Source organism: Guopingia tenuis, from assembly GCF_014384805.1.
Taxonomy (GTDB): Bacteria; Bacillota; Clostridia; order Christensenellales; family Christensenellaceae; genus Guopingia; species Guopingia tenuis.
In genome coordinates this window covers 211390-227783 of the sequence record NZ_JACRSS010000001.1, presented here as the reverse complement: position 1 = coordinate 227783, position 16394 = coordinate 211390, and the positions used below count along the sequence as shown (strand labels likewise).

The window sequence follows — 16394 nt, the reverse complement described above, 5'->3', positions numbered from 1 at the left end:
TCACCCCTCCGTATCCGGCATTTTTCCCTCCCATTTTTCCGAGTATTCCTCTTCATCGCCGGAAAAGTCCTTTTTTTACATAATCCTCTGTCTTTACAGATAATACCGAATACCCTGTCTCTTTAATTATTTTGCGCAGGGAATCCTCATCCAAAGGATCATTTGCAATAATTTCCGTCTCTCCTTTGCTCCGCGAAGAAGAAACCTTTTTCACTGCAAAGGACCGCCGAATCGCATCGTTAATATGCGATTCGCACATGCCACACATCATTCCATCAATTTTCATTGTGATTTTAACCATTCTAATACACCTCCGTATAAAAATATTTTACATTTTCATCTTTCAAAATTATTGCGATATAATATAACGCATCGTATCAATCCCGGCTTTACAAAAATACCCGCAAGCGTTGCACCGGATGCAGGCCTTTTGAATTTTTATGGGAACCAGAGTTCCATGTTTCGCAGCTTTGATCAGTCCCGCGACTGGCAGTTTCAGAGGGCATTTCCGTTGGCATGTCCCGCATCCCATGCATGTGCTGGGGTCAGAAAAATGAATAGGAACAGCATAAATCAGGCAGTGCGTCTGCGGTGTAATAGGATCATCTGCATACAGCGCATGGCACTTCATAACCCCGCCCCCCCCAGGAATCAATTCTTTCCCTCACTTGGGCCTAACGCCCTCTCCAGCACATCCAGAGAAACTATCCGCATTATTTTTTTATATTCGTTTTTGTTATGAGAAGATTTGTGTCTCCCACATCCATTCTTGCCATCCCAGGGCACATACCCTGTCTATCCGTTGAAATCAGGATGGAACAGGAACATTTCTTATGCCGTTTTTCAGTTAGTAATAGTTAACTATATTATATACTACTCCCGGGAAAAATCAAGTAAGCAAAAACATTTTATATGTTTCATCTGAAGAAAACCTTGCTTTATCTTTAAATCATGAATTATGCTATAATATTCTTTACATAGGGTCCACTGCATTCTATCTGGTGGCCCATCCCTTCAGAAAGGTGTGCTGTCCGTTATGAAAGAAAACACAAATGTGCCCGGGGAAATAGTGATCCGTGGAGCACGGGTGCATAACCTCAAAAATATTGATATCCAGGTTCCCCTGCATAAAATTGTCGCCATCGCCGGGGTATCCGGTTCAGGAAAATCCTCTCTTGCCTTGGGGGTGCTTTATGCTGAGGGTTCCCGGCGCTATCTGGATGCCCTTTCCACATATACAAGGCGGCGCATGACGCAGGCGGCAAAGGCTGATGTAGATGAGGTTCTTTATGTTCCTGCGGCTTTGGCGCTGCACCAGCGGCCAGGGGTTCCCGGCATCCGCAGCACCTTTGGAACGGGAACAGAGCTTTTAAACAGCCTGCGTTTGATGTTTTCCAGATTGGCAAGCCATCGCTGCCCTAACGGCCATTATCTGGCCCCTACCCTGGCCGTTGCAGCAGAACAGCCCCTCGTTTGTCCGCAGTGCGGCGCGACATTTTATGCTCCGGGCGCAGAAGATCTTGCCTTCAACAGCCAAGGAGCCTGCCGCACATGCGGAGGCACGGGTATTGTGCGCACTGTAGACAGGGCAACCCTTATCCCAGACGAATCTCTCACCATTGACGAAGGAGCAGTGGCTCCCTGGAATTCCCTGATGTGGTCGCTGATGGCAGATGTCTGCCGGGCGATGGGTGTGCGCACAGATGTTCCCTTCCGTCAGCTGACGGATCAGGAGAAGGACATTGTCTATAACGGTCCTGCTGTAAAAAAACATATCTTCTATAAACCCAAAAATTCAAACCAGGCTGGCGAGCTGGACTTTACATACTATAATGCCGTCTATACCGTCGAAAACGCCTTAGCAAAAGTCAAAGACGAAAAAGGCATGAAGCGGGTGGAGAAGTTTTTGAAGGAGGATATATGCCCGGATTGCCAAGGTTCACGTTTATCCGCTGCGGCAAGAGCTCCGCGGCTATGCGGCATCGGTTTGGACGAGGCTTGCCAAATGACACTGGCGGATCTCATCCATTGGGTGAAGGGTGTGCCCGCATCCCTTCCGGCAGAAATGCGCCCCATGGCACAAAGCATTTGCGATTCGTTTCAGGCAGTGGCAAAACGGCTGATGGATTTGGGGCTTTCCTATCTCACACTGGATCGTTCTGCCTCTACTCTATCAACGGGAGAGCGCCAAAGAATACAGCTGGCCCGCGCTGTCCGCAACCGAACTACTGGGGTGTTATATGTTTTGGATGAACCGTCAATCGGCCTGCATCCTTCCAATATTGCAGGCCTGACCGCTGTAATGCGCGACTTGGTAGCCGATGGGAATTCCGTAGTACTGGTAGACCATGACACGCAAATTCTGTCCGCGGCAGACTGGCTGATGGAATTGGGTCCCCGGGCGGGTGCAGATGGAGGCCATGTTGTTGCGATAGGAACAATCGAGGAGGTCTGCGCAAACCCACAATCGCAAATTGGCCCCTTTCTCGCCGGGAGTATCCGGCCGCAGCTCCAAAAATCCGCCGGGGATGTGTTCGCTTCTGGAAGAATTCATCTCTCCACCCGGGCAATTCATACAGTAAAGCCGCTTGATATCGATATTCCTAAAGGAAAATTGTGCGTAGTGACAGGTGTATCCGGTTCCGGGAAAACCACTTTGATTTTGGAGAGTCTCGTTCCGGCGTTGGAGGCAGCCATTGCTGGCAGGAAACTGCCCACCCATATTGCCAGCATAGACGCCAAAGGTATCGGGCGCATCAAGCTCATCGATGCTACTCCCATCGGAATCAACGTCCGCTCAACGGTTGCTACCTATGCAAATATCCACGACGATCTGCGCAAGATCTTCGCAAAAACGCCAAACGCACGGCAGCATGGATATAAAGCCGGGGATTTTTCATATAATACGGGAAAACTGCGCTGCCCGGTATGCGACGGAACCGGGGTTATCAGCCTGGATGTGCAGTTTCTGCCGGATGTGGATATACCCTGTCCGGACTGCCACGGTTCCCGGTATGCCAAAGAGGCTGGCAAGATAAGTCTGCAAACCAAATCGGGGCAAGCCTATTCTCTTCCCGATCTGATGGCAATGGATATACACACAGCACTCGGGGCCTGCAAGGATTTTAAAGTAATCTGGCAACGATTGGAGGTTTTAGAAAGTCTGGGGCTGGGATACCTTACTTTGGGGGAAGCGACGCCCAGTCTTTCCGGCGGAGAAGCGCAGCGGCTGAAATTGGCAAGCGAAATGGGCCGCGGTCAGGCGGATACTGTTTTTGTCTTTGATGAGCCGACCATCGGCCTCCACCCTATGGATGTGCAGACGCTTTTAGGCGTATTTCAGACTCTTATCGACAACGGTGCGACCGTCGTTGTCATTGAGCATGATCTCGATATGATCCGCAATGCCGATTATATCATCGATATGGGACCAGGCGGCGGCGAAGATGGCGGCCGCGTTGTTGCCGCAGGAACCCCTTCTGAAATTGCCGGCAATCCAGACAGCATCACGGGGAAATATTTAAAGTAATTTCTCCCGGCAAACGTCCTTCTGAATAGACCAGAGAGACGTTATATAACTAAAATAGAAAGTAAGACTCCTCGTTCACTTTCAGTCCGCCCAGGAAATGTTTTTCCCGTTTACCGATTTATACTTTTTACAATACCCGAAAATTCTCTTCTGTTCATTTCATCCATCGCCGGCCAATGTACTTCATTTTATTAAAAAATCGTGTAGGGAACGTGTACGGCAAAACAGAACCCATCTCTGTTTGCGTGCGGTTAAGAATCATATAGAACTTACGATATAAATAAAAAAGAAGCGTGCATAAGTCCCCTTGAACAGGGGTTAAGCGTGGGGTTAATAGTAAAAACAAACATATAAAAAAGCCCGGAAACATCGTATTTCCAGGCTTTTTAATGTGGTGGAGATAGAGGGACTTGAACCCTCGACCTCCTGACTGCCAGTCAGGCGCGCTAGCCAACTGCGCTATACCCCCATTCGCAAATCACAAGTATTATAATAATCGAGAATCCGGATTCTGTCAATACTTTTCTTGCGAAAAAACTCCCTGCAAATCAAAATCTGGAATATACTCCTTTTTGGCGCTGTCCAAATCCTGCAGCCAGCCCTCTTCGATCCCTGTTTCCATCAAAAAGGAGACCACTTCCTCATATTCCCGGCACCGGAGCCGCCGGTTGATCTCCGGATAGTCTGCCGCCTTGCCGCAGGGAATATATTGGCTCATTAAGCTGATATATGTGCCCTTAGGGGCATACCGGGAAAACCATCGGAGAATCTTTTGAGAATCCTTCCCGCAGCCAGGGAGAACAAGATGGCGAAGAACTGTCCCCTTTTGCAGAATCCCTTCTTCGTCAAATATCGCCGGCCCTGTCTGCTCCCGCATAGCAAGAAGCGCCTTAGAAGCCACAGCAAAATAATCTGGTGCCCCTGAATAACGCAAAGCCCGTGCATTGCTGTAATATTTGATATCCGTCAAATAAATGTCAATATAACCCCGCAGCAGCTCCAACGTTTCCGTTTTTTCATAACCGCCGCAGTTATATACCACAGGAATGCTCGGCCTAGCCAATGCCAGGGCTTCGCAGATTGCAGGGACATAGTGGGTTGGCGTGACAAGGTTGATATTATGCGCGCCCTGTTCTTCCAACTCAGAAAAAATCTCTGCTAGGCGTCTTATACTCACAATTTCCCCATAATCCTCATGGCTTAGCTTATAGTTCTGGCAAAATACGCATCCCAGATTGCAGCCACTGAAAAAAACGGTACCCGATCCGCGTTTCCCGCTGATGCATGGTTCTTCCCAATGATGCAGCGCAGCCTTTGCAATTTTGGGAAGCATTCCCGCCCGGCAGAAACCGTCTCCTTCCCTCTCACGCCTCTCCTTGCCGCAGTTTCGCGGGCAAAGCGAACAAATCATACTTTTCTCCTCACACCATTAAAAAAGGAACAGCCGAGGCCGTCCCTTTTTCTTTTCTTCTTACTCTGTTACTCCCAGGAATTGATACAGGGCTTCCTTTGTGGGCATCGCATCAAATGCGCCCGGCTTTGTCGCGCAGAGCGCGCCCATCGCGTTAGCCCGGCGGACGATCTCCCGGATCGGCAGGCCGCAATCATGAGTAAAATAGTAATGCACAGTTCCCATGAACGCATCGCCGCTTCCCGTGGTATCCACGGCATTAACCTTGAACCCTTCCACATAGCCGCAGTCCTCTTTTGTGGCATAATAGGCACCATTGGGGCCCATCGTCACAAAAACCGCCGTCTTTCCGGAATCCAAAATCATCTTTGCGCCTTTTTCATATTCATCCTCACCAACGCCCGTGATGATGGACATTTCCTCTTCGGAGACCTTCACCAGATCCGAATACTGCATAACCTCCAGGAAATGGCGCTTTGCCCGCTCCTTATCTCCCAGCCAGCGTCCCGGACGGTAATTGGGATCACAGGAAATGATTTTTCCCTTTTCTTTGGCATATTTGAGCGCCGACAATACCGTCGTTCGGCCAGGTTCGCAGCGGGAAATCACGCAGGGCGTGTGAAAAATCTTTGTCTCATCAATCAGTGAAAAATCGATATCATCCACGGTGAGCATGGCGTCCGTGCCGGTTCCCTTCGCAAAATTGAAACTCCGGTCGCCCGTCTCGTCAATATCCACAAACGTCAGCTGGGTGCATCCCGCATCTGTAAACCGGATGCCCCGGTTTTCCACATGATATTTCGCCAGGGAATCATGCAGGAAATGACCGAAGGTATCGTTGCCCACCATGCCGATAAAAGCGGTTTTCCCGCCCAGTGCCGCATTCGCCACCAGGCAGTTGGCCGGCGCGCCGCCCGGATTCATTTCATAGGCCGGATTTCCCATATTGCCTTTGCCGCAAAGGGAAAAATCGATGACCACTTCGCCCATTGATACCACATCAAACATATACCTTTTTCTCCTTTAATCCGTCAAATCTAAATTATATGAGTTACAGGCTCACATTGAAAAATGGTATCACGATTCTCTGCAAAAATCAAGCTCGCGTCTTTAAAAAGGCTTCGACCTCGCCAAGCGTAGGCATGGCGTCAAATGCACCTCTTTTGGTTGCGCATAATGCTCCCGCCGCATTGGCCCGCCGCACGATTTCACCCATGGAGAATCCGCAGTCATGCGTCAGATAGTAATGCACGGAACCCATAAAACAGTCGCCGCAGCCCGTAGTATCTACGGCATCTACCTGAAATCCCGGGACAAATCCCTTTTCATCCTTTGTGATATAGTAAGCGCCCTTGCCGCCCATCGTGATGAACACGGCGGTCTTGCCCATATCAAAAATGCGCTTTGCGCCTTCTTCGTATTTCTCCTCGGGAATTCCAGTAATGATGGACATTTCCTCCTCAGACACCTTCACGAGGTCGGAATACTCCAAGCCTTTGCAGAACAACTCCTTTGCTTTCTCCATTGTCGGAAACTGCCCCGGGCGGAAATTGGGGTCATAAGAGATAATTTTCCCCTTTTTCCGGGCATATTCCAAAACACCAAACAGAGCGTCATAGCCCGGTTGCTTCCGCGCAACGCCGATGGGCGTATGCACGATCTTCGCCTGATCGATGATGGAATAGTCGATGGTATCCTTATTCAGCAGGTAATCCGTTCCTTTGCCAACAATATTGAAAAAACGATCTCCGCCCTCATCGATATCCACAAAGGTCATATTGCTGAAGGATTCTTTCGTTTGCATCATGCCGGTACTGTCCACATGGAATTTGGGCAGTGTTTTAATGAGAAAACGACCCAGAAGGTCGTCCCCCACCATTCCAATAAAGGCGTTTTTCGCGCCTAGCGCCGCGCTGGCTACTACCACATTGGCCGGCGCGCCGCCCGGATTCATTTCAAAAGCGGGATTGCCCATGGGGCCTTTTCCACACATCAGAAAGTCAATGACAATCTCACCGACGGAAACTACATCATACATATTTTCTATCTCCTATTTATGCTCTGCTAGGAAGGTTTCCAGCTCTTCCTTTGTGGGCATGGCGTCGAATGCGCCGGGTTTCAAGGCGCAGAGCGCGCCATAGGCATTGGCCCGCCGCACGATCTCTGCCATGGGCAGTGGATTCTCCCGGGTCATATAGTGAAGCGCCGTTCCAAAAAAGGCATCGCCGCACCCCGTCGTATCCACCGCCTTCACCTTAAAGGCCTCAACAAATCCGCAGTCCCCGTCTTTTGTGGCAAAATAGGAGCCACCAGGGCCCATGGTCACGAACACCGCCTCTTTATCCATGGCAAGGATGGCTTTTGCACCCCGCTCATATTCATCCTCATTCAGCCCCGTGAGCATCGCCATTTCATTTTCCGAAACCTTAACATAATCGGCATATTCAAGGATTTCCTTCAAATAGGCGATTCCCTCCTGGTCGTCGGCAAATACATTGGGACGATAGTTGAAGTCCATCCCGAATTTTGCGCCATGATCCTTGGCATAACGGATCGCCTTGAAGATTGTTTCTGCACCCATTGTCTTGTATTCATGGCAATATTCTGTCAAAAACACCTTACCCTGAGCGATGATAGAAAAATCGATATCCTCCTCTGAAAGAGTCGGCTTCATTCCCGATCCTTTGACGAAATCAAACTGCCGGTCGCCTTCCTCGTCGATAGAGACAAAAGAGAGCCGGGTCGTAGAGCGGCCGGTCTGGCGCATGCCATCCGTATTGATATTGAGTTCCTTCAGCCGGCGGATGATATGATCTCCAAACATATCTTTGCCAACTAACCCAAGACACGCGGACTTTCCTCCCAAAAGTGCGTTTGGCAACGCCACATTGCATCCCGCGCCGCCCGGGTTCATCTCAAATGCCGGATTGCCCATTGGCCCCTTCCCGCACATGGAAAAATCAATCACGGCTTCCGCCAGCGAGACGATATCAAACATTTTCTTTCCTCCTTAAAATTCCCCTTATCTGCTGACCACAGCAGCCGTAAGGGTCAGTATTTGATTCTTTAAAGGCTTATTCTATGGTACCACATGAACCAGGGCCTCGCAATCCCCGTTTGCGGATTTTCATTCTCTACCGTCTCTTACGCCCTGCATTTTTTCTTCCGCTGCCGCAAGCTGCGCATTGCACTCCTTCAACAGGCGTACACCCTCTTCATAATATTCCATCGTCGTTTCCAGCGGCAGGGATTCCTCCTCCAGCTGCGCCACAATCTTTTCCAGCCGCTCCATCTTTTCTTCAAAGCTCATCGTTGTTCTTCTCCTTTCCTGACGCTTTCCACCTGCGCTGTCATCTCCCCATCCCGCAGCCGGATTTCCAGCAACTCCCCGGGATGTACTTCCCCCACAGAGGAAATCACTTTTCCCCGCTTTTGCAGAATTCCATAGCCCCGGGCCAAAACCTTCAACGGGGTTAAATACTCCAGCGCCGCTGCATAGTTCTGTACTTTATCCCGTTTTTTCCGGCATTGTGCCTCGCTTTGCCGGAGCATCTTATCTTCCAGAGCCAACACCTTTTCCACTCGCCGCTCCAACACTTCCTGGACCGTCGTGTGCATGGCAAGGGCAAGATCCCGAACGGCTTCCTGATAGGAATTCACCTGCTGTCGCACCCGAGTCATGAGCAGTGATTCCAGACTTCCCAGTGCAGCGAGCAGCTCCATGCGGTCTGGCACGGCAAGCTCTGCCGCGGCCGAGGGCGTTGGTGCCCGGAGGTCCGCCACAAAATCCGCAATGGTAAAGTCAATTTCGTGGCCAATCGCCGTGATTACCGGAACTTTGGAAGCATAGATCGCCCGGGCCAGCGCCTCGTCATTGAAGGAATAGAGATCCTCCAATGCCCCGCCGCCCCGCGCAATGATGATAACATCCGGCTTTCTCCTGTTAAGATACTCAAGCCCCGCAATCACTTCTTTCGCCGAGCTTGTCCCCTGCACTTTCACGGGATAGAGATCAATCTGCGCCGCCGGATACCGGCGGGAAACCACCGAACGGATATCCTGAATGGCGGCGCCCGTGGGCGAGGATATTACTCCAATATGCTCGCAGAATTTTGGAATCGGCTTTTTATGCGCCGTATCAAACAGGCCCTCTTTGGCCAACTTTTCCTTAAGCCTTTCAAAGTCCGCATAAATCTCTCCGATTCCTGCGGGATAGAGATGCTGCACATAGAGCTGGTATACGCCGTCCCGCGGATAAATCGAAATATCCCCCACGGCCAGCACCCGCATACCGTTTTTTGGCAGGAACCGCAGGCCCAACTTATATCCCTTGAAAAACACCGCCTTCAATGCGGCGCTTTTATCCTTCAACGTGAAATACGCATGCCCGGACGTATGATTGACATAGTTGGAAATTTCCCCTTCAATACAAATCATCCGCAGGTTTTCATCCCGGTCCAGCAATTCTTTTATATAGTCGTTGACCTCGCTCACCTGCAAAGGCCGTATGGCTGTCTCCAACAGATTTCCTCCTCTCGCTATAACCGTATCGGCACCGGAGCGTCCAGCCGGATCTCCCCCGGCGCAACCCGGCAGTCATAGGCCGCTATATGGACGCCCGCGCGGTCTGCCTCCAAAAGCGCCTCTGCAAAAGCCGGATGCGTCCTGCGGTTTGGGGAAAAGCTCTTCACTCCCTGCATCTGGATCACAAAAACGATATAGGCTGCAAATCCCTCTTTTGCCGCCCGGATCAGTTCCCGGATATGCCGTTCCCCCCGGGAAGTCGGCGCATCCGGGAATAATGCACATCCGTTTTCCTCCAGTGTCACGCCCTTAACCTCAATCCAGAGCTTTTCTGCGGCCGTCTCTCCATAAAAGTCCAGCCGGGAATCCCCGTAGGTTTTCTCTCCCTGCAAAAGCTGAACCGGCTCTGTCATACCTGGCAGCTGGAATCCCTGTCTCATTGCTTCTCCCAACACCTTGTTGGGCGCCTGAGAATCCATATTGACAAGCATAGCTCCCTTCCAGACGGCGATCAGGGAATATCGCGTTTTGCGGCTGGGATTTTCGCTCTCTTCCAGAATCACTGCCGCCCCCGGAACCAGCAGTTCCCGGCATCTTCCGGTATTTTTTACATGTGCCTTGACCGTTTCTCCGTTCAACTGGCAAAGCGCAATAAAGCGGTTGGGACGCTCGAGAAAAACTGCCGGGCAGACCTTACAATATTTCATAGTATCCTTTCTTTGGTATACAAGGGTTTGCAAGCAAATTGAGCGGCCCTGCGGCCGCCCAAATTCACGTTTTCTGTACTCAGTATTTCTCGTAATGTACTTTCGCCATAGAGAGGTCTTCGCCGTGGGCCGGCCGCTGTTCCGCCGGATAGCCGATGGAAATGACGCTGATGGGCATGCTTTCTTCCGGAATGGACAACAGAGCACGGACGTCCCGGATCGGTTCCTCCCGGGGATATAATCCCAGCCAAACGCCGCCCAGACCGAGGGCCTCGGCAGCCAGCAGCATGTTTTCGGTGGCAGCCGAGCAATCCTGGACATACATGCCTAATTTATCCCCTTCATAGAGGCGCAGATCCGCCAGCGTCACAATCGCCAAGGGCGCCTGCTTGAGCATTTTCCAGAAAGGCCGCACTTCCGAGAGTTTATCGAGCATCTCCCGATCCGTCACCACAATAAATTCCCAGGGCTGCATGTTCTTTGCCGAAGGGGCCGCAAGCCCTGCCTTCAAAATCTTTTCCAAAATTTCCGGTGCAACGCTTTGCTCCGTATATTTGCGGATACTTCTGCGGTTTAACAATACATCATATGCTTCCATCCTTTTCTCCTTTCCAAATGCAATATATTCTATTGTACTTTGATATATTTTATTTTACATGTTCGCTTTAAACACGTCAAATTATTTTTATTTGGTATTTTCTAAATACCTCATACTTCTTTTTTGCGTCAAAAAATTATCGCCCATCACATCCGTGATGAACGATATTCTGCCGCTCCTACGGTTGGCAGATATTGCCGAAATGGATATTTTCTTTCCGGCAACGAAAATATCGCAACCCACCAAAGTGAATTGCGATATTCGCTCGAGCCGTCGCCCGTGGTGCGATCGATGGGACTTGAACCCATATGGTCTCCCACACGCCCCTCAAACGTGCGCGTCTGCCTGTTCCGCCACGATCGCATAGCCGTCATACGACGCTAATTATTATATAGTTTCTCCGCCAAAAAGTCAATAGAAATTTTGCCCCGCAGGAAATTTCCTACAGGGCAAAACAGTTTTTAAAATTTGGGTTGATTTTTCATAGCCGCACAGAAAGTTTCATATCATAAAACCTCCATGCTTTTGTTAAGGCTCCAACCCCGGCGTTTGATTATTTCTTATAGAGCGGGAATTTAGCGCAAAGCTCGGCTACTTCTGTTTTCACCTTTTCCACAGCGGATTCGCCTTCCGTCACAATCTGCGCAATCCACTTGCCCACTTTTGCGGCCTCTTCCTCTTTGAATCCCCGGGTCGTAATCGCCGGTGTTCCGATGCGGATTCCGCTGGTGACAAATGGGCTCAGAGTTTCCGTCGGGATCGTGTTCTTATTGACAGTAATATGCGCCTCATCCAGAAGAGCTTCGGCTTCCTTTCCCGTCATTCCCTTGCTGTAAACATCCGCCAACATCAAGTGATTATCTGTTCCGCCGGAAACCAGACGGACGTCATTTTCCATCAGGCTTTTGGCCAGCGCCGCCGCATTTTTAATGATCTGTGCCTGATATTCCTTAAACTCCGGCTGCAGCGCCTCCTGGAAACAAACGGCCTTGGCCGCGATCACATGCATCAGAGGGCCGCCCTGCGTGCCGGGGAAAATTGCCTTGTCAATCTGCTTTGCATATTCCTCTTTGCAGAGAATCATGCCGCCGCGGGGCCCGCGCAAGGTCTTGTGAGTCGTCGTCGTGACAAAATCTGCATAGGGCACGGGGTTCTGGTGCAGTCCGGCGGCGATCAGGCCGGCAATATGCGCCATATCTACCATGAGATATGCCCCTACTTTCTTTGCGATCTGAGAAAGGCGTTCAAAATCGATTTTGCGGGGATAGGCGCTGGCACCTGCAACGATCATCTTGGGTTTGCATTCTTCTGCCAGCTTTTCCACTGCATCATAATCGATCTGCTCTGTTTTTTCATCCACGCCATAAGAAACAAAATGAAAATATTTTCCGGAGATATTGACCGGGCTTCCATGGGTCAGATGGCCGCCATGGGAAAGGCTCATGCCCATAATGGTATCCCCGGGATTCAGCATGGCGAAATATACCGCCGTATTGGCCTGGGCGCCGGAATGAGGCTGCACATTGGCATGCTCCGCGCCAAACAGCTTTTTCGCACGCTCCCGTGCCAAATCTTCAACGATATCCACATATTGGCAGCCGCCATAATACCGCTTGCCCGGATAGCCTTCTGCATATTTATTGGTCAGATGAGAGCCCATCGCCTGCATCACGGCTTCCGAAACAAAGTTTTCAGAGGCGATCAGCTCAATATTTCCCTCCTGCCGGTTCAGCTCCTGCTGCATGGCTTCAAATACCTGGGGATCCGTCGCTTTTACCTTTGGAAAATCAAACATCCTGTTACCTCGCTCCTAAATTATTTAATGCCGCATCGCGGTCACCATTTCAATTTCGTTTTTTCTGCAATCCGGCGAGAGCCTTTGCCGCAGCCGCCTGTTCCGCCTGTTTCTTGGATTTCCCTTCTCCTGAGGCAAGAACCTTGCCGTTCAACTTGACATGGACATAAAATATAGCGGCATGAGGCGGCCCTTCCTGGCGGTATGTCTCGTATTCCAGCCGCACATTTCCATTTTTCTGCAAAAGAATCTGCAGCTCAGATTTTGCATCGCCGGAGACACTCTCCCGGAGAATAAGCGAGAGGTTTTCCTCCACAAGCGCCATCACCATTTCCCGCGCCTGCGGGAAACCGCCATCCAGATAAACGGCGCCAATGATGGCCTCCACCACATCGCAGAGAATGGAATTCTTCTCCCGCCCGCCGGACATCTCCTCGCTTTTTCCTAAAATTAAATAGGCCCCCAGCTTCCGGCGCCGGGCCCATGACGCAAGAGAGGTTTCGCATACAATTTGGGCGCGCAGCCGGGTGAGGCTCCCCTCCTGGCTCTCGGGAAAATGGCGGTATAGATATTCGCTAGTACACAGCTCCAAAACCGCATCGCCCAGAAACTCCAGCCGTTCATAGTTCTGCGTAGCATGGCTGGAAGAGTGGGTCAGCGCCGTTTTCAAAAGCTGCTCATTCTGGAACGTATATGCTATTATCCCGTTCAGCTCTGCCTCCGCGCGCATTCGAGCCCTTCTCCCCTTGCGATTATCATTCGTTTCCGTTTCCATGATACAATGAAATTCCGGAATTGACAACCCAATTTCAACAAAAAAAGCATCTTTTCCGGCAAATTTCCGGACAAAGATGCTTTTTGCGCGATAGATAGTTCGCCTTATCCCGCTGTTTTTTCAATAAGTGAGATAAAGAACTTGCAGCCCCGGACCAGACTGTCAATTCCCATGCGCTCTCCCACGCCATGGATCGTTCCCAAATCCTCTCCCACAGAGATAAATGGATCAAACCGATAGGTATTTTCGGTCACGGCCTCATATAACCGGCTGTCCGTCGACGCCATCATGAGATAGGGAGATACAATAATATCTTCCCCAATGTTTTCCCGGACGGACGCATCAATGGCCTGCCAGACTGGCGTATCCATGGAGGAAATCGACGGCGGGTTGCATCCGAACAGCACTTCCAGTTCGATTTCCTCACCCACCAGCTTTCGCACATGGGCCAAGGTCGACTCGATCGTCTCTCCAGGAACCAGGCGGAGGTTGACCACGGCGCTGGCGGCCTGGGCCAATACATTGGGCTGCATACTGGCATTCAGCATGGTGGGGGCGGCCGTCGTATGCAGCATAGCCGCGCCTTTGGGCATCCCGCCCATGATTTTTATAAACACTGGTTTAAACAGCCAAAGATTGCAGAGCGCCATCTTGAAAACCGGCTTCATATAGGGGCGCAGAGTCTTAAAAAGCAATCCAGCCGTTTCATTGATATCCATGGGAAAACCGATTTTTTCCAGCTTTTCCACCGCCTCGCAGAGCGCGCCGACTGCCGTCTGCCGGGGAGGCATGGACGCATGGCCGCCTTGGGATCGGGCCGTCAGTTTCAGATTGATGGTGGATTTTTCCGCAATTCCCACGGCGGCGATCCGCCCATCCACGCCAAACTCCTTGCCGCTCACAACCGCGCCGCCCTCATCGAAAACATATTCGGCGTGTACGCCCAGTTCCTGCAGCCGCTCCGCCAGATATTTGCCGCCGTTCAGGCCCATCTGTTCCTCGTCATGGCCCAGCGCCAAATAAATATCCCGTTCCGGCTGAAAGCCCTGGCGCAAAAGATATTCCACCGCCTCCAGGTTGGCAAACAGATGCCCTTTCATATCGATGGCCCCGCGGCCCCAGACATAGCCGTCCGCAATTTTTCCGCTCCACGGCGGCTGCTCCCATTGATCCAGCGTGCTATCCTCCACGGGCACCACATCCATATGCCCCATCATGATAATGGGCTTTTTTGAAGGATCCCGGCCCTTCCATTTGAACAGCAGGCTATAGGAATGCACAATCTCCTTTTCCATCGTCTGATGAATGAGGGGAAACGTCTTTTCCAGGTATGCATGCATCGCCAGGAAAGGCTCGGCCGGCGTATCCTCCACACTCTGCCCGGCGATCGTCCGGATCTGGACGGCCCCCGAAAGATGCTCTGCCAGAGTTTCCGGATCGACGTCATATTCTTTTTTCTGCACCGACTTTTTTTGGGGCGGACGACAGGCCGCCATCCGTACCAGAACAATAACCGCAAGCAGTATAAGCAGACCCAGAAGGGCCAGCAAAATGATCCAACCAGTTCCCATGTTCCCCATCCTTTCTTACATCCAGTTTTTCTTATACATATACCGTCCGCAGCCCACACTGATGAGGGAGGCAAGGGGGATCAGAATTCCCGAAACGCTGGCGGCCTCCGGCCAAAAGATGAACAACAGCGTTACCAAGACTACCGGAACAATGGCCAGCTTCCAGCCCTTGGCCAGAAAGACTACGCCCAGCGCACCAAACAATGCCGGAATTACATAGCCATTTGCCAAGTCGAACACTTCTTTTAAAACCGGAACCGAGTTGATCCAGTTGCTCATGGGAATAATGGCAAGCATGCCGACGGCGATAATCAGCGTCGTCACTATGCTGGAAACCGCAACGGCGATGGTGTTGATCACTTCGCCCTCCTCCGAAACCGCATCCACGCCGGATTTTTCAATAGCCATCTGCGCGGCCGGAACCTTCATATTCATAAGATTACCCGTCACAAAGGCCAGATAGGAGCCGCCGGAACCCAGAAGAGGCGCATAGTTAAACACCTCGATGATCCCCACGGCATAATACATCGGAAGAATCGCCAGCGCACCTTGCCCAAAGGCCTTCCAGTTAAGATCAACGCCATAGAGCAGACAGAATAAAAACGGAACCAGAAGAATGAGGATGAGGGCAGCCAGCGTCCAAAGGCGGCCCATCCGGTGCGTCGAATTATAATAGTCACGCAGGCCCTGCGTCTGTTTTACCATGATGCCACCTCCTTAAAATAAGCCGACGTATACCGTCGACAGGGCGAGAGAACCCAAAATGGCCACGGGAAGCGCAAATTCCTCCATCCATTTTTGCTTCAGGAGCCGCGCAATCAGAGCGATAACCACCATAATGGCGGCAGATGTCAGCAAAGTTGCTAAAGCAACGCCGCCCCGGGCGATCTGCTGCCCGCCCAATGTCGCAATGATCCCCATAAACAGGGCGGAAACCATAATGTTCGTCCAGCGGGCGTTTTTCTCATGCATGGCAATGATTTTGTTTTGATATTTCTTCAAGAAAAACAGGTTGAAAAGAAGCCCTGCCAAAATGCCGATGGTCATGACCCACATGGCCGAGGCAAAAACGTCAAGGGGCATGCCGACGGAAACGCCATCCGCCACGGCAGCGTTCATATCGATCCCTGCGCTGCTGGCCACCGCCCCTGCCGCCATCACCTCATAGGACATGGAGCCGATGACCGACAGGCGGATCCAACTGAATGGGATGCCCATGGTTGGCGCCAGAGCGATCAGTGCCAAAACGATGGGGATGGAAGGAACAATGGAAAAGACGGCGCTCTGGGAGACCGCGTTTTTCATCTTTTCCGTGGAAAGCCCGATTTCCTTTCCCCGTTTCCAGGCCCGGCGTAAAAAGACAAAGGATTGCAGCAGCACGAAGCAGAATACAATGCCGCCGGCAATGAATAAATAGGGGCCGTTGATAATTGCATTTGTGTCCAAAAAAGTCCACTCCCTTCTATAATTTATAGAAAATCCGG

The 16394-nt window shown here is 51.1% G+C and carries 16 protein-coding genes and 2 tRNA genes; 1 reads left to right on the top strand and 17 read right to left on the bottom strand.

Features of this window, described 5'->3' with window-relative positions; genetic code table 11:
* Nucleotides 1-52: 52 nt before the first annotated feature.
* On the bottom strand, nucleotides 53-301 hold the full coding sequence (locus H8693_RS01125) for a heavy-metal-associated domain-containing protein (protein WP_249279436.1): 249 nt from the start codon (nucleotides 299-301) through the stop codon (nucleotides 53-55).
* Between the two features lie 48 nt (nucleotides 302-349).
* Nucleotides 350-631, bottom strand: a complete 282-nt coding sequence (locus H8693_RS10765) for a 4Fe-4S dicluster domain-containing protein (protein WP_407926332.1) — start codon at nucleotides 629-631, stop codon at nucleotides 350-352.
* Between the two features lie 405 nt (nucleotides 632-1036).
* Here H8693_RS10765 and H8693_RS01120 point away from each other — a divergent pair, with 405 nt between their 5' ends.
* Nucleotides 1037-3529, top strand: coding sequence for an excinuclease ABC subunit UvrA (locus tag H8693_RS01120; RefSeq protein ID WP_249279435.1), 2493 nt, complete (start codon nucleotides 1037-1039; stop codon nucleotides 3527-3529).
* 392 nt (nucleotides 3530-3921) lie between these two features.
* On the opposite strand, the gene H8693_RS01115 is transcribed toward H8693_RS01120, so the two are convergent.
* From H8693_RS01115 to H8693_RS01045, 15 genes are all read right to left on the bottom strand, one after another.
* Nucleotides 3922-3998 (bottom strand) — tRNA-Ala (locus H8693_RS01115).
* Between the two features lie 45 nt (nucleotides 3999-4043).
* Nucleotides 4044-4940, bottom strand: a complete 897-nt coding sequence (locus H8693_RS01110; protein WP_249279434.1) for a radical SAM protein — start codon at nucleotides 4938-4940, stop codon at nucleotides 4044-4046.
* A gap of 60 nt (nucleotides 4941-5000) precedes the next feature.
* On the bottom strand, nucleotides 5001-5948 hold the full coding sequence (locus H8693_RS01105; protein WP_249279433.1) for a carbohydrate kinase family protein: 948 nt from the start codon (nucleotides 5946-5948) through the stop codon (nucleotides 5001-5003).
* 88 nt (nucleotides 5949-6036) lie between these two features.
* Nucleotides 6037-6978: a carbohydrate kinase family protein gene (locus H8693_RS01100; protein WP_249279432.1), complete on the bottom strand. Its 942-nt coding sequence runs from the start codon at nucleotides 6976-6978 to the stop codon at nucleotides 6037-6039.
* Nucleotides 6979-6990: 12 nt separating this feature from the next.
* The gene (locus H8693_RS01095; protein WP_249279431.1) at nucleotides 6991-7938 is read right to left on the bottom strand and encodes a carbohydrate kinase family protein; all 948 of its coding nucleotides are present in this window, start codon (nucleotides 7936-7938) and stop codon (nucleotides 6991-6993) included.
* A 129-nt stretch (nucleotides 7939-8067) separates the two neighbouring features.
* The gene (xseB, locus tag H8693_RS01090) at nucleotides 8068-8250 is read right to left on the bottom strand and encodes an exodeoxyribonuclease VII small subunit (RefSeq protein ID WP_249279430.1); all 183 of its coding nucleotides are present in this window, start codon (nucleotides 8248-8250) and stop codon (nucleotides 8068-8070) included.
* A complete protein-coding gene (gene xseA, locus H8693_RS01085; RefSeq protein WP_249279429.1) occupies nucleotides 8247-9461 on the bottom strand; it encodes an exodeoxyribonuclease VII large subunit in 1215 nt (404 codons plus the stop codon). The genes xseB and xseA overlap by 4 nt, the downstream gene beginning before the upstream one ends.
* Nucleotides 9462-9478: 17 nt before the next feature.
* Nucleotides 9479-10171, bottom strand: coding sequence for a DNA/RNA nuclease SfsA (sfsA, locus tag H8693_RS01080; protein WP_249279428.1), 693 nt, complete (start codon nucleotides 10169-10171; stop codon nucleotides 9479-9481).
* A gap of 79 nt (nucleotides 10172-10250) precedes the next feature.
* Nucleotides 10251-10793, bottom strand: coding sequence for a nitroreductase family protein (locus H8693_RS01075; RefSeq protein ID WP_330605705.1), 543 nt, complete (start codon nucleotides 10791-10793; stop codon nucleotides 10251-10253).
* A gap of 256 nt (nucleotides 10794-11049) precedes the next feature.
* A tRNA-Leu gene (locus H8693_RS01070) sits at nucleotides 11050-11132 on the bottom strand.
* A gap of 190 nt (nucleotides 11133-11322) precedes the next feature.
* Entirely contained in the window at nucleotides 11323-12513 is a 1191-nt protein-coding gene (locus tag H8693_RS01065; protein ID WP_407926339.1) for a serine hydroxymethyltransferase, read from the bottom strand.
* 100 nt (nucleotides 12514-12613) lie between these two features.
* Nucleotides 12614-13294 (bottom strand): ribonuclease III, encoded by a 681-nt coding sequence (gene rnc / locus H8693_RS01060; RefSeq protein ID WP_249279426.1) that lies wholly within the window; start codon nucleotides 13292-13294, stop codon nucleotides 12614-12616.
* Nucleotides 13295-13443: 149 nt separating this feature from the next.
* Nucleotides 13444-14910, bottom strand: a complete 1467-nt coding sequence (locus tag H8693_RS01055) for a M20/M25/M40 family metallo-hydrolase (RefSeq protein ID WP_249279425.1) — start codon at nucleotides 14908-14910, stop codon at nucleotides 13444-13446.
* Nucleotides 14911-14925: 15 nt separating this feature from the next.
* Nucleotides 14926-15615: a hypothetical protein gene (locus H8693_RS01050; protein WP_249279424.1), complete on the bottom strand. Its 690-nt coding sequence runs from the start codon at nucleotides 15613-15615 to the stop codon at nucleotides 14926-14928.
* Nucleotides 15616-15627: 12 nt separating this feature from the next.
* Entirely contained in the window at nucleotides 15628-16356 is a 729-nt protein-coding gene (locus H8693_RS01045) for a DUF5058 family protein (RefSeq protein WP_249279423.1), read from the bottom strand.
* Nucleotides 16357-16394 lie beyond the last annotated feature (38 nt).